19 protein-coding genes are annotated in these 19,363 nt (G+C 64.8%); 16 read left to right on the forward strand and 3 right to left on the reverse strand.

Features of this window, described 5'->3' with window-relative positions:
- Nucleotides 1–4 precede the first annotated feature (4 nt).
- The 4 genes from pstA to phoB all read left to right on the forward strand — a co-directional run bounded on the left by pstA (nucleotide 5) and on the right by phoB (nucleotide 3,345).
- On the forward strand, nucleotides 5–850 hold the full coding sequence (gene pstA, locus Q0030_RS15720; RefSeq protein ID WP_298368574.1) for a phosphate ABC transporter permease PstA: 846 nt from the start codon (nucleotides 5–7) through the stop codon (nucleotides 848–850).
- On the forward strand, nucleotides 847–1,665 hold the full coding sequence (pstB, locus tag Q0030_RS15725; RefSeq protein WP_050403108.1) for a phosphate ABC transporter ATP-binding protein PstB: 819 nt from the start codon (nucleotides 847–849) through the stop codon (nucleotides 1,663–1,665). Before pstA ends, pstB begins: the two co-directional genes overlap by 4 nt.
- Nucleotides 1,666–1,787: 122 nt before the next feature.
- Nucleotides 1,788–2,504: a phosphate signaling complex protein PhoU gene (phoU, locus tag Q0030_RS15730; RefSeq protein ID WP_050403109.1), complete on the forward strand. Its 717-nt coding sequence runs from the start codon at nucleotides 1,788–1,790 to the stop codon at nucleotides 2,502–2,504.
- A gap of 130 nt (nucleotides 2,505–2,634) precedes the next feature.
- Nucleotides 2,635–3,345: a phosphate regulon transcriptional regulator PhoB gene (phoB, locus tag Q0030_RS15735; protein WP_016844067.1), complete on the forward strand. Its 711-nt coding sequence runs from the start codon at nucleotides 2,635–2,637 to the stop codon at nucleotides 3,343–3,345.
- A 211-nt stretch (nucleotides 3,346–3,556) separates the two neighbouring features.
- On the opposite strand, the gene Q0030_RS15740 is transcribed toward phoB, so the two are convergent.
- Nucleotides 3,557–4,069 carry a GcrA family cell cycle regulator gene (locus Q0030_RS15740; protein ID WP_021076557.1) on the reverse strand — a complete coding sequence of 171 codons (513 nt, stop codon included), beginning with the start codon at nucleotides 4,067–4,069 and terminating at the stop codon, nucleotides 3,557–3,559.
- Between the two features lie 497 nt (nucleotides 4,070–4,566).
- Here Q0030_RS15740 and Q0030_RS15745 point away from each other — a divergent pair, with 497 nt between their 5' ends.
- The 3 genes from Q0030_RS15745 to Q0030_RS15755 all read left to right on the forward strand — a co-directional run bounded on the left by Q0030_RS15745 (nucleotide 4,567) and on the right by Q0030_RS15755 (nucleotide 7,888).
- Nucleotides 4,567–5,772 carry an aspartate aminotransferase family protein gene (locus Q0030_RS15745; protein ID WP_298368583.1) on the forward strand — a complete coding sequence of 402 codons (1,206 nt, stop codon included), beginning with the start codon at nucleotides 4,567–4,569 and terminating at the stop codon, nucleotides 5,770–5,772.
- On the forward strand, nucleotides 5,772–6,698 hold the full coding sequence (gene argF, locus Q0030_RS15750) for an ornithine carbamoyltransferase (RefSeq protein WP_298368584.1): 927 nt from the start codon (nucleotides 5,772–5,774) through the stop codon (nucleotides 6,696–6,698). The genes Q0030_RS15745 and argF overlap by 1 nt, the downstream gene beginning before the upstream one ends.
- A gap of 188 nt (nucleotides 6,699–6,886) precedes the next feature.
- On the forward strand, nucleotides 6,887–7,888 hold the full coding sequence (locus Q0030_RS15755) for an Hsp33 family molecular chaperone (RefSeq protein WP_298368586.1): 1,002 nt from the start codon (nucleotides 6,887–6,889) through the stop codon (nucleotides 7,886–7,888).
- A gap of 107 nt (nucleotides 7,889–7,995) precedes the next feature.
- Here the strand turns inward: Q0030_RS15755 and apaG are convergent, their stop codons facing one another.
- Nucleotides 7,996–8,394, reverse strand: a complete 399-nt coding sequence (apaG, locus tag Q0030_RS15760) for a Co2+/Mg2+ efflux protein ApaG (RefSeq protein WP_092123063.1) — start codon at nucleotides 8,392–8,394, stop codon at nucleotides 7,996–7,998.
- A gap of 273 nt (nucleotides 8,395–8,667) precedes the next feature.
- On the opposite strand from apaG, the gene Q0030_RS15765 reads away from it, so the two are divergent.
- The 6 genes from Q0030_RS15765 to Q0030_RS15790 all read left to right on the forward strand — a co-directional run bounded on the left by Q0030_RS15765 (nucleotide 8,668) and on the right by Q0030_RS15790 (nucleotide 16,845).
- Nucleotides 8,668–9,939 (forward strand): OpgC domain-containing protein, encoded by a 1,272-nt coding sequence (locus Q0030_RS15765; protein WP_298368589.1) that lies wholly within the window; start codon nucleotides 8,668–8,670, stop codon nucleotides 9,937–9,939.
- Nucleotides 9,936–10,709 carry an SGNH/GDSL hydrolase family protein gene (locus Q0030_RS15770; protein WP_298368591.1) on the forward strand — a complete coding sequence of 258 codons (774 nt, stop codon included), beginning with the start codon at nucleotides 9,936–9,938 and terminating at the stop codon, nucleotides 10,707–10,709. The genes Q0030_RS15765 and Q0030_RS15770 overlap by 4 nt, the downstream gene beginning before the upstream one ends.
- A 14-nt stretch (nucleotides 10,710–10,723) precedes the next feature.
- The gene (locus tag Q0030_RS15775) at nucleotides 10,724–11,737 is read left to right on the forward strand and encodes an SGNH/GDSL hydrolase family protein (RefSeq protein ID WP_298368593.1); all 1,014 of its coding nucleotides are present in this window, start codon (nucleotides 10,724–10,726) and stop codon (nucleotides 11,735–11,737) included.
- A gap of 259 nt (nucleotides 11,738–11,996) precedes the next feature.
- Nucleotides 11,997–13,499: a glycerol kinase GlpK gene (gene glpK, locus Q0030_RS15780; protein WP_298368595.1), complete on the forward strand. Its 1,503-nt coding sequence runs from the start codon at nucleotides 11,997–11,999 to the stop codon at nucleotides 13,497–13,499.
- Nucleotides 13,500–13,716: 217 nt separating this feature from the next.
- On the forward strand, nucleotides 13,717–16,161 hold the full coding sequence (locus Q0030_RS15785; protein WP_298368597.1) for a penicillin acylase family protein: 2,445 nt from the start codon (nucleotides 13,717–13,719) through the stop codon (nucleotides 16,159–16,161).
- A gap of 324 nt (nucleotides 16,162–16,485) precedes the next feature.
- Nucleotides 16,486–16,845, forward strand: coding sequence for a hypothetical protein (locus tag Q0030_RS15790; protein ID WP_298368600.1), 360 nt, complete (start codon nucleotides 16,486–16,488; stop codon nucleotides 16,843–16,845).
- 51 nt (nucleotides 16,846–16,896) lie between these two features.
- Here the strand turns inward: Q0030_RS15790 and Q0030_RS15795 are convergent, their stop codons facing one another.
- The gene (locus Q0030_RS15795) at nucleotides 16,897–17,214 is read right to left on the reverse strand and encodes a hypothetical protein (protein ID WP_298368602.1); all 318 of its coding nucleotides are present in this window, start codon (nucleotides 17,212–17,214) and stop codon (nucleotides 16,897–16,899) included.
- A 149-nt stretch (nucleotides 17,215–17,363) separates the two neighbouring features.
- On the opposite strand from Q0030_RS15795, the gene Q0030_RS15800 reads away from it, so the two are divergent.
- The 3 genes from Q0030_RS15800 to Q0030_RS15810 all read left to right on the forward strand — a co-directional run bounded on the left by Q0030_RS15800 (nucleotide 17,364) and on the right by Q0030_RS15810 (nucleotide 19,124).
- Nucleotides 17,364–17,957 (forward strand): GNAT family N-acetyltransferase, encoded by a 594-nt coding sequence (locus Q0030_RS15800; protein ID WP_298368819.1) that lies wholly within the window; start codon nucleotides 17,364–17,366, stop codon nucleotides 17,955–17,957.
- Between the two features lie 11 nt (nucleotides 17,958–17,968).
- Nucleotides 17,969–18,259 (forward strand): hypothetical protein, encoded by a 291-nt coding sequence (locus tag Q0030_RS15805; RefSeq protein WP_298368604.1) that lies wholly within the window; start codon nucleotides 17,969–17,971, stop codon nucleotides 18,257–18,259.
- Nucleotides 18,260–18,497: 238 nt separating this feature from the next.
- Nucleotides 18,498–19,124 carry a glutathione S-transferase family protein gene (locus Q0030_RS15810; RefSeq protein WP_298368606.1) on the forward strand — a complete coding sequence of 209 codons (627 nt, stop codon included), beginning with the start codon at nucleotides 18,498–18,500 and terminating at the stop codon, nucleotides 19,122–19,124.
- Nucleotides 19,125–19,363: the final 239 nt, after the last annotated feature.

The following is a 19,363-nucleotide window of genomic DNA, read 5'->3' on the forward strand; positions in this document are numbered from 1 at the left end:
CGCCATGAACCCGATCTACAAATCCCGCCGCCGCAGCGACATCGTCATCCGCGCACTCTGTGTCGGTGCGGCGCTGTTCGGCGTCACCTGGCTGGCGCTGATCCTGATCACGCTGCTCTATAACGGCGTTGCCGGCCTCAGCGTGCAGCTGTTCACCCAGAACACGCCGCCGCCGGGCTCGACCGATGGCGGTCTGCTCAACGCCATCGTCGGTTCGGTCATCATGACGGTGATCGGCGTCGGCATCGGCGCGCCGCTCGGCCTGTTCGCCGGCACCTACCTTGCCGAGTACGGCAAGCACGACAAGCTCACCTCGGTGATCCGCTTCATCAACGACATTCTGCTCAGCGCGCCTTCGATCATCATCGGCCTGTTCATCTATGGTGCGGTGGTGGTGCCGATGCGCGGCTTCTCGGCGATCGCAGGCAGTCTCGCGCTCGCCGTGATCGTGATCCCGGTCGTGCTGCGCACCACCGAGGACATGCTGCTGCTGGTGCCCAATCCGCTGCGCGAGGCGGCCTCCGCGCTCGGCCTGCCGCGCTCGCTGGTGATCAAGCGGATCGCTTATCGTGCTGCGCGTAGCGGTCTGATCACCGGCGTGCTGCTGGCGACCGCCCGTGTCGCCGGTGAAACCGCGCCGCTGCTGTTCACTGCGCTGTCGAACCAGTTCTTCAGCTGGGATTTGACCAAGACGATGGCCAACCTGCCGGTGACCATCAACAACTTCGTGCAGAGCCCCTACGCCTACTGGAAAGAGCTGGCGTGGAGCGGTGCGCTGCTCATCACCTTCACTGTGCTCGCGCTGAATATCGGCGCGCGTATCCTTGGTGCCGAAAGGGCCGCAAAATGACCGAGCTTTCCGTCTCCACGACTGCCGCGAGCCATGTTCCGCAGGTGCCGCTGCCGGAAGCGCCGCCGAAAGTCACGGTGCGCAACCTCAACTTCTATTACGGCGAGCACCACGCGCTGAAGAACATCAACCTGACGCTCGGCACCAACCGCGTCACGGCGTTCATCGGCCCGTCCGGCTGCGGCAAGTCGACCCTGTTGCGCATCTTCAACCGGATGTATGATCTCTATCCGGGCCAGCGCGCGGTCGGCCAGCTGATGCTGGACCAGACCAACATTCTCGATCCCAAGCTCGACCTCAATCTGCTGCGTGCGCGGGTCGGCATGGTGTTCCAGAAGCCGACGCCGTTTCCGATGACGATCTACGAGAACATCGCTTTCGGCATCCGCCTCTACGAGAAGATCTCGAAGTCCGAGATGGACGACCGGGTCGAGAAGGCACTGCGCGGCGGCGCGCTGTGGAACGAGGTCAAGGACAAGCTGAACGCCTCCGGCCTGTCGCTCTCGGGCGGCCAGCAGCAGCGCCTGTGCATCGCGCGCACCGTGGCGGTGCGTCCCGAGGTGATCCTGTTCGACGAGCCGTGCTCGGCGCTCGATCCGATCTCGACCGCCAAGGTCGAGGAGCTGATCCAGGAGCTCTCCGAGGACTACACAATCGCGATCGTCACCCATAACATGCAGCAGGCGGCGCGCGTCTCCGACAAGACCGCCTTCATGTATCTCGGCGAGCTGATCGAGTTCGACGATACCAACAAGATCTTCACCTCGCCGAGCGATCGACGCACCCAGGACTACATCACCGGCCGGTTCGGCTAGAGCATGATCCGGAAAGCCGCACCGGTTTTCCCGCGACAAACGCGAAGCGTTTGCGCAAGGATCATGCGAAACTGAGGACACGAAATCATGATCCCCGGGATCATGATTGAGGGAGACAAGCGATGGCTTCTGAACATACCGCCAAGGCATTCGACAGCGACCTGCAGGAGTTGACCCGCCTGGTCGCCGAGATGGGCGGGCTCGTCGAGCGGATGATTACCGAGTCGGTCGACGCGCTGATCCGTCGCGACGTCGCGCTCGGCAAGCGCGTGGTCGCCGCCGACATCGAGATCGACAATCTGCAGCGCGTCATCGAAGAGCGCGCGGTGCTGACGATCGCCCGCCGCCAGCCGATGGCGATCGACCTGCGTGAAATCGTCAGCGCGATGCGCGTCGCCACCGACCTCGAGCGGATCGGCGACCTCGCCAAGAACATGGGCAAGCGCGTCGCGGCGCTGGAAAGCGACTTCCAGCCGCTGAAGCTGATCCGCGGCCTGGAGCACATGACCGACCTCGTGCTGTCGCAGGTCAAGTCGGTGCTCGACGCCTATGCCGCGCACGATCTGCCGGCGGCGATGAACGTCTGGAAGGGCGATGAGGAGGTCGATGCGATCTGCACCTCGCTGTTCCGCGAGCTGCTGACCTACATGATGGAGGATCCGCGCAACATCTCGTTCTGCATCCATCTGATGTTCTGCGCCAAGAACATCGAGCGGATCGGCGATCACGCCACCAATATCGCCGAGACCGTGTTCTACATGATCGAGGGCCAGCAGATCACCGACAAGCGCCCGAAGGGCGACATGACCAACTTTGCCACCACGGTGCCGGGTACCTAGAACATGATCCGCAAGCGCGGGGCCGGATTGTCTTCACGACAAGTCGTTTCCGCGGGGATTATGCTCAGGAAAGTAAGCGTTTCGGTTTGCGTCTGGGCAACGGATCACCACAGAGAGAGAACTTAAACCGATGAGCGCACGCATTCTGGTAGTCGAAGACGAGGAAGCGCTGACGACACTGTTGCGCTACAACCTCGATGCGGAAGGCTACGATGTCGAAACGGTCGGGCGCGGCGACGATGCCGACACCCGCCTGAAGGAGCGCGTTCCCGACCTCGTGGTACTGGACTGGATGCTGCCGGGCCTTTCCGGCATCGAGCTGTGCCGCCGTCTGCGGGCGCGGCCCGAGACCAAGCAGCTTCCGATCATCATGCTGACCGCGCGCGGCGAGGAGAGCGAGCGCGTGCGCGGGCTTGCCACCGGCGCCGACGACTACATCGTCAAGCCGTTCTCGGTGCCGGAACTGCTGGCACGGGTGAAGGGCCTGCTGCGCCGTGCGAGCCCGGAGCGGCTTGCGACCGTGCTGACCTATGGCGACATCGAGCTCGACCGCGAGAAGCGCCGCGTGGCACGCTCGGGACGTCCGATCGATCTCGGTCCGACCGAGTATCGGCTGCTCGAATTCTTCCTCGAGCATCCCGGCCGCGTGTTCAGCCGCGAACAGCTGCTCGACAGCGTCTGGGGCCGCGACATCTATATCGATGAGCGCACCGTCGACGTGCATATCGGCCGCCTACGCAAGCTGCTCAATCCCGGCCGCGAGCAGGATCCGATCCGCACCGTGCGCGGTGCCGGCTATGCGCTCGACGACCGCTTCGCAAAGGCCGAGCCGCAGCCGTAAGGCCGTGCAGTAATCATAGACCGCAACACGCCGTCGTCCCGGCCTATTGCGCAAATGCGCCAAAGGCCCGGAACACGCCGGTGATGTCGTGCGTTCTCCGCTTCAAACACCGCCCCGGATTTCGCTTCGCTGCATCCGGGCTACGCCTCGCACAAAAAATCCCCGCTTTCGCGGGGATTTGTTTTTGCAGTCCAAGCAGTTTCCCGAGTGCTTACTTGATCTGTGGCTTCGCCGACGGCCGGCGGCGATCGGCGGCGGGCTGGTAGGCGACGCGCGAGTGATGCGCGCAATAGGGCAGGCCGGCGAGCGCTTTGCCGCCGCAGAAGAAGAATTCCGGGCTCGAGGGATCGCCGACCGGCCAGTGGCAGGTGGCCTCGTTGAGCTCGAGCAGCGACAGCCGCTGGCTCATCGGCACCACATTGTCGAAGGAGATCGGATCGGGCTCCATCTCGACCTCGAAAGCGTGCGCGAGCGCGGTGTTGCCGCGCGAGACCGGGCGCGCCACCCGCATCATGTGCTGGGCGGGGCGGGCCTTGCGCTGCCGCGGTGCAGCCGTGGAGGGGGCCTTGGCGCGGCCCGAGAGGCCGAGCCGATGCACTTTACCGATCACGGCGTTTCGCGTCACATTGCCAAGTTCCGCCGCGATCTGGCTGGCCGAAAGGCCGGATTCCCAGAGTTTCTTCAGCTGCTCGACGCGATCGTCGGACCATGTCAATACAGTCATCACATTCTTCCTTTCGCATGGCGCCGGCCAGTTAGCGGAGCGGCGCTGCGAGCCAATCTGGACAAATATCCCTGCGGCCAGAATCCTTTAGCCCTCGCCGGGCACGGTGTTGCGCCCGAACGTTTTACGCGAGACACGAAGGCTACTTAGAGGGTCCAGTACTGCCGCACGAGATGTCGTACCCGACAGGCCAAACGCTACAATATGGCGTGACTCTGGCGCAAGAGTCCGCGGCCGTGCGTCCACATGTTCCCACAAAGTTAAGCATTGCTGTGCGGCTTTTCCACCGCACCGGAATGCTCCGGATTGCGCAGGTTTCGCATTGCAGGAAGGCCGGCAAAGGCCGGCTCCTGGCGATTGACACTGACCGGCCGCCGCATAGAATGACCCGCACGTGCCGCCCGCAAAGGCGGCCGTTTTGTTTTCCGAAGCTGGCGGTTGCTGCGTTGGCGTCAAGGCGCGCAGCAATTGACGGTTTCAAATCGGCAGTGAACGCCATGACCAACGCCTCGTCGCATCTGCTCCCCGTCTTCGCCCGGGTCGATCTCGGCTTCGAGCGCGGCGAGGGCGCCTGGCTGATCGCAACCAACGGCGACCGCTATCTCGATTTCACCTCGGGTGTCGCGGTGAACGCGCTCGGACACGCGCATCCGCATCTGGTCAAGGCGCTGCAGGAACAGGCGACCAAGCTCTGGCACATGTCGAACCTGTTCAAGAGCCCGGACGGCGAGGTGCTGGCCGCGCGGCTGTGCGAGCAGAGCTTTGCTGACTTCGTGTTCTTCTGCAATTCCGGCGCGGAAGCGATGGAGGGCGTGATCAAGCTGGTCCGCCACTATCACTTCTCCAAGGGCCATCCCGAGCGCTACCGTATCATCACCTTCGAAGGCGCCTTCCATGGCCGCACGCTGGGCACGCTGGCTGCGACCGGCTCGGCGAAATACCTCGAAGGCTTCGGCCCGCCGATGGACGGCTTCGACCAGGTGCCGCACGGCGACATCGAGGCGGTAAAGAAGGCGATCGGCCCGCACACCGCCGGCATCCTGATCGAGCCGGTGCAGGGCGAGGGCGGCGTGCGCTCGGCGCCGCAGGCCTTCTTCAAGGCGCTGCGTGCGCTGTGCGACGAGCATGGCCTGCTGCTCGCATTCGACGAGGTGCAGACCGGCATGGGGCGCACCGGCGAACTGTTCGCCTACAAGCGCACCGGCGTTACACCGGACGTGATGTCACTGGCGAAGGCGCTCGGCGGCGGATTCCCGATCGGCGCAGTGCTGGCGACCGCACAGGCTGCGGCCGGCATGGCGCCTGGCTCGCACGGCTCGACCTTCGGCGGCAATCCGCTCGCGGTCGCTGCCGCCAATGCCGTGCTCGACGTCATGCTCAAGCCCGGCTTCTTCGAGCACGTGCAGAAGATGTCGCTGCTGCTCAAGCAGAAGCTCGCTTCCGTCGTCGACCGCTATCCCGGCGTGCTGTCGGAGGTGCGCGGCGAGGGCCTGTTGATCGGCGTCAAGGCGGTGGTGCCGTCGGGCGATCTGATCGCAGCTCTGCGCAACGAGAAGCTGCTCACCGTCGGCGCCGGCGACAATGTGGTGCGGTTCCTGGCGCCCCTGATCGTCACCGAGGCCGAGATCGACCAGTCGATCACGGCGCTCGAGCGCGCCTGTTCTGTGCTATCGGCGCCGCAGCCGAAGAAGGCGGCTGGATAATGAGCAAGCCGGTCCGTCACTTCCTCGACATCAACGAGCTGCCGCTCGGCGAGCTGCGCAACATGCTTTCCGCCGGAGCCGCCATGAAGGCGAAGCTGAAGGCGCATGAGAAGGGCAGGAAGCCGCTCGAAGGCAAGACGCTGGCGATGATCTTCGAGCGCCCGTCGACCCGCACAAGGGTGTCGTTCGACGTCGGCATGCGCCAGCTCGGCGGTGAATCGATCATGCTGACCGGCGCCGAGATGCAGCTCGGCCGCGGCGAGACCATCGCCGACACCGCGCGCGTGCTGTCGCGTTATGTCGATGCGATCATGATCCGCATCCTCAACCATGACGCACTGCTCGAGCTCGCCGCTCACGCCACCGTGCCCGTCATCAACGGCCTGACCCGGCGTTCGCATCCATGCCAGGTGATGGCCGACCTCATGACCTATGAGGAAAACCGCGGCTCGATCGAGGGCAAGACCGTGGCCTGGACCGGCGACGACAACAACGTGCTGGCCTCGTGGGCGCACGCCGCCGAGCGCTTCAAGTTCAATCTTAACATCGCGACGCCGCCCGAGCTCTCGCCGAAGAAGCCGATGCGGGACTGGATCAAGGCCACCGGCGCGCCGATCATGCTCGGCACCGATCCGGAAGCCGCCGTGCGCGGCGCCGACTGCGTCGTCACCGACACCTGGGTGTCGATGGGCGACAAGGAGGGCGAGCACCGCCACAACGTGCTGAAGCCCTATCAGGTCAACGCCAAGCTGATGTCGCTCGCCAAGCCGGACGCGCTGTTCATGCACTGCCTGCCCGCGCATCGCGGCGAGGAGGTCACCGACGAGGTGATCGACGGCCCGCAATCGGTGGTGTTCGACGAGGCGGAAAACCGCCTGCATGCGCAGAAGGGCATTCTGGCCTGGTGTTTCGACACGGTCGCGTAAGCGTCCACAACTGTCGTCCCTGCGAAAGCAGGGACCCATACGCCGCGGCCCGTGGAAAAGGCACAAGGGGAGACGCCTTGTGTCACGACAAACTCTTGTGGTTATGGGTCCCTGCTTTCGCAGGGACGACGATCTCTCGTTGAGTGAACCCCTTTCGTTTTGCGGTCCGAGACCCCAGATAGAGCGCCATGGTTTCACAATCCCCCGACATCAAAATCCAGGCCGAGACGCCCATTCGCGCGCCCTCGGCGGTTCCTGTCGACGATGCCGTGCTGGCCTTCGAGGTCGGCGCGTTGGACTTGCGCGGCCGGCTGACCCGGCTCGGCCCGGCGCTCGACGAGATCCTGCACAAGCACGATTATCCGCCGGCGGTCGGCAAGCTGCTCGGCGAGGCCATCGTGCTGACCACGCTGCTCGGCTCGTCGGTCAAGTTCGAGGGCCGCTTCATCCTGCAGACCCGGACCGAAGGTCCGGTCTCGCTCCTGATCGTCGATTTCCAGGCGCCCGACCGGCTGCGTGCCTATGCGCGCTACGATGTGGCGCGCCTCAAGGACGGGCAGAGCTCGGGTGAGCTGCTCGGCAAGGGCCACCTTGCGATGACGATCGATCAGGGCTCCAACACCAGCCGCTACCAGGGCCTGGTCGCGCTCGACGGCGGCGGGTTGGAAGAGGCCGCCCACGAATATTTCCTGCGCTCGGAGCAGATTCCGACGCGGGTGCGGCTCGCGATCGGCGAGGAGATGCGCGGCGGCGAAGGCGGCAAGCTGCACTGGCGCGCCGGCGGCATCCTGCTGCAATTCCTGCCCAAGGCACCCGAACGTGCCAAGCAGGCCGATCTGCATCCCGGCGATGCGCCGGAGGGCACGGCCACGCACAGCGTGCCGGATGACGACGCATGGGTCGAGGGGCAGTCGCTGATCTCCACCGTCGAGGATGTCGAGCTGATCGATCCCGATCTCTCCGGCGAGCGGCTGTTGTACCGCCTGTTCCACGAGCGCGGCGTGCGCGTCTTCAACCCGCAACCGCTGCGCGCGCAGTGCTCCTGCTCGCGCGATGCGGTGTCGTCGATGCTGAAGAGCTTTGCGCCAAACGATCGCGCCGAGATGGTCAAGGACGGCAAGGTCGTCGTCACCTGCGAGTTCTGCTCGTCGGTCTACGAGTTCACGCCGCAGGAAGCGGGCGTGGAGTAACAAGTCTGTCATGGCCGGGCTCGACCCGGCCATCCATCATAGCAAGAGCGTTTACTGAAGCGATGGATCGCCGGGTCAAGCCCGGCGATGACGCGCATGGACGCGCGTCAATTCAACACCCTTTTCCCGTCCGGGCTCGGGCTGTCGAGCGAGAATGTCGGCACGTCGATGTCGAAGCGCTCGCCGGCTTCGGTGACCATCTGGTAGCTGCCGGTCATGAAGCCGGAGGCGGTCGGCAGCGGCACGCCGGAGGTGTATTCGAAGCGTTCGCCGGGCGCGAGCACCGGCTGTTCGCCGACCACGCCCTCGCCACGCACCTCCTGGCGGCGGCCGGTGGCGTCGGTGATGATCCAGTGCCGCGTCCGCAGCTGCACCGTTTCCGGGCCCGAATTGACGATCACGATCTTGTACGACCAGAAATACTCGCGCCGGTCGATCGACGAGCGCTCCGGCATGAAGTTCGGCTCGACGGTGACTTCGATCTGGCGGGTAACGGCGCGGTACATTCGGCTCAATCCGATGGTCTTGGTGCGTGATCCCTTTCAAAGGGATCACGCTCAAACAGTGTGCCATCATAGCCAATTGGTCAGCCGGAACCAATCGCCTGCCGGGTCATGAAACGCCGGCCCCCGGGGCGGTCCATTCATCGTGGTTTCAACATAGTTCCGCTCTAAAGCGCGGCCGCATGTCGCCGCACTCTGTGCTTTGTCGGCAAGTTGCGGACCGATATTATCTTTTCTGCTGGGCATGCGGGGCGTCCGCGGCCGACACGGTGTTTGATGAGCTCGATTGCCGATCCCATAGCCGGTTCGCCGGTGGCTGACGCCAAAACCGAGGCAAAGGTCGATGCCGAGGTCAAGGCGAGGGCCGTGGCGGCGGCGCCCGCGATCACGCTGCCGGTGACCGGCGAGCGCGAACTCCGCCTCGATCTGTTCCGCGGGCTCGCGCTGTGGCTGATCTTCATCGACCATCTGCCGACCAATCTTCTGACCTGGCTGACGATCCGCAATTACGGCTTCTCCGACGCCACCGAGATCTTCATCTTCATCTCCGGCTACACCGCGGCCTTCGTCTATGGCCGCGCGATGCTGGAGGGCGGCTTCGTGATCGCGACTGCGCGAATCCTGCGCCGGGTCTGGCAGATCTATGTCGCGCATGTCTTCCTGTTCACGATCTTCCTCGCCGAGATCTCCTATGTCGCGACCTCGTTCGAGAACCCGCTCTACTCTGAAGAAATGGGGATCATGGACTTCCTGAAGCAGCCCGACGTCACCATCGTGCAGGCGCTGCTGCTGCGCTTCCGCCCCGTCAACATGGACGTGCTGCCGCTCTATATCGTGCTGATGCTGTTCCTGCCGCTGATCCTGTGGCTGATGAAGTGGAAGCCCGATGTCACGCTCGGCCTGTCGGTCCTGCTCTACGCGCTGACCTGGCAGTTCGATCTTTACCTCTCGGCCTATCCGAACGGCTTCTGGGCGTTCAACCCGTTCGCCTGGCAATTGCTGTTCGTGTTCGGCGCCTGGTGCGCGCTCGGCGGCGCGCGGCGGATGTCGCGCATCCTGTCGTCGAACATCACGATGTGGATCTGCATCGTCTATCTGGTCGCTGCGTTCTTCGTGACCCTGACCTGGTACGTGCCGCAGCTCGGCCACATCATGCCGAAGGTAATCGAGCAATGGATGTATCCGATCAACAAGACCGACCTAGACGTGTTGCGGTTCGCGCACTTCCTGGCGCTCGCAGCTCTCACCGTGCGCTTCCTGCCGCGGGACTGGCCGGGCCTGAAATCGCCCTGGCTGCGACCTTTGATCCTGTGTGGCCAGCATTCGCTTGAGATATTCTGTCTCGGGGTCTTCCTCGCCTTCGCCGGTCACTTCGTGCTTGCCGAAGTGTCTGGCGGTGCCGCACTGCACGCCTTGATCAGCGTCTTCGGCATCCTCATCATGTGCGGCATGGCGTGGATTATTTCGTGGTACAAGCACTCCGCCGACAAAGGCGCCTCGAAAAAAGGTGCCGCCGGCAACGCCGATCTGGCGGGAGGGGGAGCATGAAGTCCGCGCGGACGATGCTAGGCCTGATGCTGCTGGCCGCCTGTTTGGCGGCCGCGCCCGCGCGCGCCGGCGACACCCCCGAGCAGCCTGCACCGGCGCCGCCCTGCGACGTGCCGGCCTATCTGCTTTCGAGCGAGAGTTCGCTGCCGAAGGTCAACGACGCGGTGAAGGCCAATCAGCCGCTCAACGTGCTGGTGGTGGGCAGCCGTTCCTCGACCATCCCCGGCAACGAGGCGAGCGCCTATCCGGCCAAGCTGCAGGCGGCGCTGAAGGAGGCGTTTCCGGCGGCAACCATCGATCTATCCGTAGAATTACAGGCAAAGAGCACCGCCGAGGAGACCGCGGGAACCCTCGTTAAGCTTGTCGAAGCAAAAAAGCCTACTTTGGTTATCTGGCAGACCGGGACGGTCGATGCTATGCGAGCAGTCGATCCTGACGATTTCCGCACCGCCATCAACGATGGCGTTGTTGCGTTGCGGGGCGCCGGGACCGACGTGGTGCTGGTCAATCTGCAATACAGCCCGCGTACGGAAACGATGATCTCTGCGCCGCCATATCTCGACAACATCAAGGTGGTGGCACAGCAGCACGACGTTCCGCTGTTCGATCGGTTCGCGATAATGAAGCAGTGGAGCGACGCCGGATATTTTGACCTGTTCAGCACCTCGCATGGTGTCGACCTGGCCAAGAAGGTTCATGCCTGTCTCGGCCGCGCACTGGCGAAATTCGTGATCGATGCGGCTCATCTGGGCCCGGTGCAGCAGAATTAGAGGAAGCCGAGTTGATGCGTTTTGCCTTCCCTTTTCGTTTCGCCGCAGGGCGGAGCCTGCGCGCCGTTGCGGCGCTCGTATTGCTCGCGCCGCTCTCGGTCGTGCCGTTGTGCGCGCAGACCGGCCAGGCCGACCAGCATGCGGCGCTGTCATCAGGAGCAAAGACTGAAGCAACCAAGCCTGATGCGGCGAAGCCCGCCGCGATCGAAGCCGACGCGGCCAGTCCGCAGCCACAACCGGGCGTCGCCGCGAAGGCGCTCGACAAGGTGAAGCAGGTCGCAAAATCCGCCAGCGATATCTTCCACCGCGTGCCCTGTCATCAACCGACCGGCGTGCCCAACAGCACCGGCTCGCTGCCGCATGTCGCAGCCAAGCTCGCCGCCGGCAAGCCGGTCGTCATCATCGCGTTCGGCTCGTCCTCGACCCAGGGCTACGGTTCGTCGGCACCGGAATTCACCTATCCGAACCGGCTCGCCGCGCAGCTGCGCCGGCAGTATCCGTCGGCCGACATCACCGTGCTCAATCGCGGCAAGGGCGGCGAGGACGCACCCGAGATGATGAAGCGGTTGCAGACCGAAGTGATCGACATGCATCCCGACATGGTGATCTGGCAGGTCGGCACCAACGCGGTGCTGCGCAACCTCGATCCGTCAGAGACCGCCAAGCAGGTCGAGGACGGCGTCGCGCGCATTCAGGCCGACGGTGCCGATATCGTGCTGGTCGATCCGCAATATTCGCCGCGCGTCACCGAGCGCCCCGAGAGCGCTCGCGGCATGGTGAAGCTGCTCGGCCGCATCGCCGCGCTGCGCCATGTCGGCATCTTCCCGCGCTTCGAGGTGATGCGCGAATGGCACGAGAAACAGGCGATCCCGATCGACGATTTCGTCATCGCCGACGGCCTGCACATGAACGACTGGGGCTATGCCTGCTTCGCCCAGCTGCTCGGCGACGACATCATCCGCTCGGTCGGCGCGATCAAGATCGGCGTCAACGTGCCAGGGGATGTGCGGACCTACCGGCCGATGTGATCGGCGCTGCTGCTTCTCTCCCGGCATCTAGTCCGTCACCGTCACCCTGAGGAGGCCGCGTAGCGGCCGTCTCGAAGGGTCGACGGCCCGACTGTGCCCGTGCATCCTTCGAGACGCGCTTCGCGCACCTCAGGATGACGGGATTGATACCGTCGCGGGCTTTTGCTTCGACCATCCCGCCACACGCACCAGCAATCTTGACCTCGCCGCGGTAATCCGCTCCCTTGGCGCCTGTTACGACGCCTAAAGGGAAACGCTCATGTCTTTCGTGCTGGCCATCGATCAGGGCACCACATCGTCGCGCGCGATGGTGTTTCGCAGCGACATCTCCATCGCCGCGGTCGCGCAGCAGGAGTTTCCGCAGCATTTTCCGGCCTCCGGCTGGGTCGAGCACGAGCCGGAGGACATCTGGACCTCGACCGTGATGGTGTGCCGCGAGGCGCTGGAGAAGGCCGGGCTGAAGGCGAAGGACATCGCCGCGATCGGCATCACCAACCAGCGCGAGACCACCGTGGTGTGGGACCGCGCCACCGGCCAGGCCGTGCATCGCGCCATCGTCTGGCAGGACCGCCGCACTGCCGACATCTGCGCCAAACTGAAGAGCGAAGGCCATGAGCCCGGGATATCGGCCAAAACAGGATTGATCATCGACCCCTATTTCTCGGGGACGAAAGTCGCCTGGATACTCGATCACGTGCCGGGCGCGCGCGAACGCGCCGAGCGCGGCGAGCTCTTGTTCGGCACCGTCGACTGCTATCTGTTGTGGCGGCTCACCGGCGGCCGGGTGCACGCGACCGACGCCACCAACGCCTCGCGCACGCTGCTGTTCAACATCCACACCGGCGCCTGGGACGACGACCTCATCAACCTCTTGCGCGTGCCGCGCTCGATGCTGCCTGAGGTGAAGGATTCCTCCGCCCGGTTCGGCGAGAGCACCGCTGATCTGTTCGGCGGCCCGATCGCGATCTCAGGGATCGCCGGCGACCAGCAGGCCGCGACCATCGGCCAGGCCTGCTTCGAGCCCGGCATGATGAAGTCAACCTACGGCACCGGCTGCTTCGCACTGCTCAACACCGGCACCACGCCGGTCGCCTCGAAGAACAAGCTGCTCACGACGATCGCCTATCAGCTCAATGGCCAGCGCACCTACGCGCTCGAGGGCTCGATCTTCGTCGCCGGCAGCGCGGTGCAATGGCTGCGCGACGGGCTCGGCATCATCAAGCACGCCGCCGAGACCGGGCCGCTTGCCGATAAATCCGACTCAATGCAGAGCGTCTATCTGGTGCCGGCCTTCGTCGGCATGGGCGCGCCCTACTGGAATCCGCGGGTGCGCGGCGCGCTGATCGGGCTGACCCGCAACACCGGCCCGGCCGAGATCGCGCATGCGACCTTGGAGAGCGTCTGCTACCAGACCTTCGACCTGTGGGCCGCGATGCGCACCGACTGGCCGGAGGCCAATGCCGCCAACACCGTGCTGCGCGTCGACGGCGGCATGACGGCATCGGACTGGACCATGCAGCGGCTCGCCGACCTGCTCAACGCACCGGTCGATCGTCCAATGATCCAGGAGACCACAGCGTTAGGGGCGGCCTATCTCGCCGGCCTCGAGGCCGGCGTCTATCCGGAGCCCGCGAAATTCGCCGACAATTGGCGGCTCGAACACCGCTTCAGGCCTGCGATGAGCGAAGCCACGCGCGACCGCAAGCTCGCCGGCTGGGCCCGCGCAGTGAAGGGCGTGCTGGCGAGCGACGAGGGGGAGTAGTGAACGCGTGCGGCAGGCGCGCTGCCCACGCCTCTCCCGCTTGCGGGGGAGGCCGCTGCGCTCGAAGAGCGCGGCGGGTGGGGGCTCTCTCCGCATAATGGCTGGTCCCATCGCGGCGACACCCCCACCCCAGCCCTCCCCCGCAAGCGGGAGAGGGGGCGCAGTGCCGCTGCGGCTGGAGGCGTCTCATAACCAATAACAACCATCGGAGAACAACATGAACACGGATCTCAACCGCGTCGCGAAACTATTCACCGCCGCGCTCTGCACCGCGTGGCTCGCCGCGCCTGCCGCGGCGCGCGAGAAGGCGAGCCCGCTTGTGGCGGCGCGCGAGGTCAAGACCGACGTCGCCGGGCTGAAGGCGCCGGGCCAGATCCTGGTCGACGTCTGGGGCATCCCGCATATCTATGCCGGCAACGAGCACGACCTGTTCTTTCTGCAGGGCTTCAACGCCGCGCGCGACCGGCTCTGGCAGATCGATCTCTGGCGCAAGCGCGGGCTCGGTCTCTTGGCGAAGGATTTCGGCCCCGCCTATGCCGAGCAGGACAAGGCGCTGCGTCAGTTCCTCTACCGCGGCGACATGAATGCGGAATGGGCCGCCTATGGCCCGAAGGCGAAAACCTATGCCGAGGCCTTCGTCGCCGGCGTCAACGCCTATGTCGCCGACGTCAGGGCCGGCAAGCGGCCGCTGCCGATCGAGTTCAGGATCGCGGGCACCATGCCGGACCTGTGGTCGGCGGAGGATGTGGTGCGGGTCCGCAGCCACGGCTTGACCCGAAACGTCGCCTCCGAGGTGAAGCGCGCGCTGGTCGCCTGCGCCGCTGGCCTCGATGCCGATCGCTTCCGCGTCAAGCTGGAGCCCACCTGGACCACCAAGATTCCCGACGGGCTCGATCCGTGCAGCGTGCCGAAGGGCGTGCTCGCGGCCTATGACCTTGCCACGCGCCCGGTGAAGTTCGCCGCGCCGAAAGACCAGAAGGCCGCACTGGCGCATGATCCCGACAAATTCCTCGCCGAGGCCGATCAACAGCGCGACACCATCGGCTCCAACAACTGGGTGATCGCAGCATCGCGCACCGCGACGGGACGGCCGATCCTCGCCAACGATCCGCATCGCGAGCACTCGGTGCCGTCGCTGCGCTACATCGTCGGCCTCAACGCGCCCGGCATCTCCGTGATCGGCGCCGGCGAGCCGGCGCTGCCGGGCATCTCGATCGGCCACAACGACACCATCGCGTTCGGCCTCACCATCTTCAACGTCGACCAGGAAGACCTCTACGTCTACGAGCTCAACCCGGACAATCCGAACCAGTATCGCTACGGCACCGGCTGGGAGGATATGCGCGTCGTGCACGAGAAGGAGGCGGTGAAGGGCGAGGCCGACCGCGACCTCGAGCTGAAGTTCACTCGCCATGGCCCGGTGATCTTTGTCGACCCCGACAAGAAGCACGCGTTCGCCGTGCGCTCGATCTGGTTCGAGCCGGGTACTTCGGCCTATTTCGGCTCGTCCGACTACATGACCGCGAAGTCGTGGACTGGCTTCCTCGGCGCGATGCGGCGCTGGGGCGCGCCGTCGGAGAACCAGGTCTATGCCGACACGTCAGGCAATATCGGCTGGGTCGCCGCCGGCAAGACGCCGCGCCGCACCAGCTTCGATGGCCTGATGCCGGTGCCCGGTGACGGCCGCTACGAGTGGCAGGGATTTCTGTCGCTCGACGAGCTGCCGAAGCAGTACCAGCCGAAGCAGGGCTTCATCGCCACCGCCAACCAGATGAACCTGCCGGCGGATTATCCGGTCAATGAGCGCAGGGTCGGCTTCGAATGGTCCGACAGCGCGCGCTGGCAGCGCATCGTCGAGGTGCTGCAAGCCAACAGCAAGGTGACGCTGGCGGACGCGATGGCGTTGCAGAACGACGACACCGGCATGCTCGCGCGGCGCCTCGTCGCGTTGCTGAAGCCGCTGTCGTCCGACGATGCCAATGTGAAGAAGGGCCTCGATCTGTTGAAGGCATGGGACGCCCGCGACACTGAGGACAGCGCTGCGGCCGCGGTCTACGAAGTGTGGATCGCGAACCATCTCGGCCCGGTGCTGCTCAAGACCACGGCTCCGAAAGCGGCCGAGCTGATCGCGCCGGAAGCTTCCAGCATCTCCGCCATCGTCGATTATCTCGAAAAGCCGGATGCCGCGCTCGGCAGCGATCCCGCTCGCGAACGCGACCGCGTGCTGCGCGACAGCCTCGGCGCGGCTGTTGCCGACGTCGCCGACAAGCTCGGGTCCGATGCCTCGACCTGGCGCTGGGGCCGCCTGCATGTCGCCAGGTTCGATCACGCGCTGATGCCGCTCGCCGACAAGGCAACTGCCGCGCAGATGTCGGTCGGTCCGCTCGCCTATGGCGGCGCCGCCAACGTGCCGCGCGCCGCCACCTATCGCCGCTCCGACTATCATCTCACCGCGGGCGCCTCGTTCCGCATGGTGCTCGATGTCGGCAATTGGGATGCGAGCCGCACCATCAACACACCAGGCCAGTCCGGCGATCCGTTCAGCGGCCACTACCGCGACCTAGCGCCGCTGTGGGCGACGGGCCAGTATGTGCCGCTGCTCTACAGCCGCCCGGCGGTGGAAGCCGCGACCGCGGAGGCGATCGCGCTGACGCCGCGGTGAGAGGCGGTTAGGTCTCACTGGCTGCGCCACAAACTCCGCTGTCGTCCCTGCTTTCGCAGGGACGACAGCGAGTGTGTGGCAAGCGCCGCGCTGACTTTTCCAGCTTCTCCTGAAGGCGGAAGCGCGACGCGGGACGCACATGCGCGAATGCCAACGAGCGCTGCGGCCGTCCGCCACAATTCACTTTATTCACTTTGTGCCATCGACCTGGCGACGCGGCTGGATCTCTTGCAGCGAGCGTTTGCGATTTGCGCACGGACTTCCCGTTGCGTTGTGCGCGAGGGTCCAAGAAGAGGTGGCTTCCACCTGTTAGTCTGATCGATCGTGATCGACGCCGCGCTGTGGCGATTTTCACATGCGGCGCGAGAACGAATTTTCTGGAAGCGATTGAAAGCTCGACTGGTTAATTCACAGGAGCTGGCCATGACGAAAATCATTCTTGTTTCGATCGCACTTGCTTCTCTCTCCACGGCGGCACTTGCTGATGCACGAACGGCGGGACACCGGACCCACCATAGCCACCTCGTGATGGGTACAGCGCTGAGCCCTGCCGTGCTCAACGCCAACGCCAGTCTCAGCGGCGATGTCAGCGACCATGCGATGCATATGCGGAACCTGCGCGATTCTGGCTACAAGCCGAAGGACGATTTCGACTCTTACGGCAATGTGTGGGTTGGCAATTAACGGAATGCGGGAGGGCATGGGGAGCCCTCCTCAAAACGGGTTCAAGCTGGTCTATCCGCTCGAGTGAGCGACAGCGGGTGTGGCTGGTAACCCCGTCTGCTTCTCCTGCAGCTCCAACATCGCGCGCAGCGTGTCGTCGCTGAGCTTGCCGTTCGGTGACGGCGCGCGCGGCTCGACGGTCTCGACCGGTCGCGCATGCTGCGGAACGACCGGCGCGCTGCGCACCGGTGCACCATCCTCGATATCTGCGGCCTCGTCAGCCGTACGCGCACCTTGCGCGTAACCAATGCCGCGCCGGCGCCGCATGGGCTTCGGCTTCGGTGGCGGCGGCGTAGTGATGATCGGCGGCAGTGTGTGATGGCGCGACACGGTCGTTGCTCCGGTGGCCTTGCGACATGGAGCACCTGATTCGCCAAAGCACCGACTGACAAATCGGTAACATTGTTACGCGGCGTTGCATTGCATCTGCCGCGACATGCGGATATGTCGCGCCGACAATGCAAAAAAAAGGTTGCGCGATGCTGCTGCCCGACGGCACTTCCGACATTCCCCGCGGCACGGTCGCCGCCGTCGTCACACATCTGGAAATGACCGAGCGCCCGCCGCTGCGCGACGATCCGCCCGGTGCGTGGCGCTTGCGCAAGGTCGAGCCGCCCGCGCTCGACTGGTATCGCGATCTCTACCGCCGCGTCGGCGAGGAGTGGCTGTGGTTCACCCGCACGGGCATCGATGACGCCGATCTCGCCGGGCGGATTCACGCGCCCGGCGTCGAGCTCTACGGGCTGGTCGTCGACGGCCAGGATGAAGGCCTGCTCGAACTCGATTTCAGCGAGCCGGGTGGGTGCCAGCTGCTCTATTTCGGCGTCACCGCAAAATTCATCGGCACCGGCGCCGCACGCTTCCTGATGAACCGCGCGCTCGAGATCGCCTGGTCGCGCGACGTCAGCCGTGTCTGGGTGCACACCTGCACCTTCGACCATCCCTCCGCCATCGCGTTCTACCAGCGCTCCGGCTTCCGTGCGTTCAAGCGGCAGATCGAGGTGGCCGACGATCCCAGGCTCGCCGGCAAATTGCCGCGCGATGCGGCGCGGCATGTGCCGGTGATCGGGTAGGAGGGAATCATATGCCTGACTTTTCCCTGGAACTACCGGTAGACTTTGCAGACTACGAATGGGAAGTCGAGGCAAAGGGTTGGTTTTCGCAGGCGCGGATCAATGTTTCGGGGAAGCGGTACCCTCTGAATTTCTATGACCCCGCACGACTTGCACAAGCCATCAATGACGAGCTCGAGCGTGGCAGGGTGTTCTTCGAGCCGAACCTGGTGATAGTTCAATCCATCACAAGGGCGAATATGGAGCAGGCCGTGGCGCTATTGATGGAGTCAGGCGAGCTCATCAACATGGTTGAGGAATAGCGCCGTGGTGTCGCGCCCCGCCTTCGTGAAATATCAAGCATCATCCCGCACCCACCTGTAGCCTCGGCAGAATCAACAGCACGTAATGCCTTGCCGGAATGACTCGCCATATTGCAATGCGGTGCGGCTCATCTACCATGGTGCAAAGTGCAACCTCTGACCCGGCTTGGCCGCCTGACCTTCGAAAGCCCTGCTTTCGCGGCAACGGCCTGCCGCGGCATGACCGACGAGATGACGGATGTTTTTGATCGGCCAGTACGACTCGCCCTTTGTCCGCCGCACCGCGATCGCGTTGCGGCTCTATGGATTGTCGTTCGAGCACAAGCCGTGGTCGACGTTTGGCGATGCGGAGAAGGTTGCGGCCTACAATCCGGTGCGGCGGGTGCCGACGCTGGTGCTCGATGATGGCGAGGCGCTGATCGAGAGCGGTGCGATCCTGGATCATCTCGACGAGCTGGTCGGGCCGGAGCGGGCGATGATCGCGCGCTCGGGGCCTGAGCGGCGCAGGCATCTGCGCATCACGGCGCTGGCGACCGGGCTCGCCGACAAGTCGGTGAGCCTTGTCTACGAGCGCGTGCTGCGCAAGGAGCAGTTGAAGCTGTGGGTCGAGCGTTGCGAGGCGCAGATTTCCGGCGTGCTCGCGGTGCTGGAGCGGGAGCGCGCGGCGGTGCCGTCGCCGTATTGGCTGGGCGATCGCATTGGTCACGCCGATATCGCAGTGGCCTGCGCGCTCCGCTTCACCGGCGAGGCGCATCCACATCTGTTCGATGTGCGCTATCCGGCGCTCAAGGCCCACGCCGCGCGCTGTGAAGCGCTGCCGCCGTTCCAGGAGATCGTGCAGCCGCTGGCGCCGCCGAGCGGTTAGGGACGAATACTGGATCACCCGCGTGCGCTTTCGCGGGTGATGACACCGGGCTTGCTCAGGATCGTGCAACACACTCAACGTCGTCCTGGCGAAAGCCAGGACCCATTACCCCGACTGCTTGTTGTTGCGCGACGTTGGGGCCACCATCCCGTTCATCACCGCTTGCGGTGGTTATGGGTCCTGGCTTTCGCCAGGACGACGGTTGTGAATGCGGCGCTGGCGGTGGATCGCGGGCAACG

The organism is uncultured Bradyrhizobium sp., assembly GCF_947648125.1.
Taxonomy (GTDB): domain Bacteria; phylum Pseudomonadota; class Alphaproteobacteria; order Rhizobiales; family Xanthobacteraceae; genus Bradyrhizobium.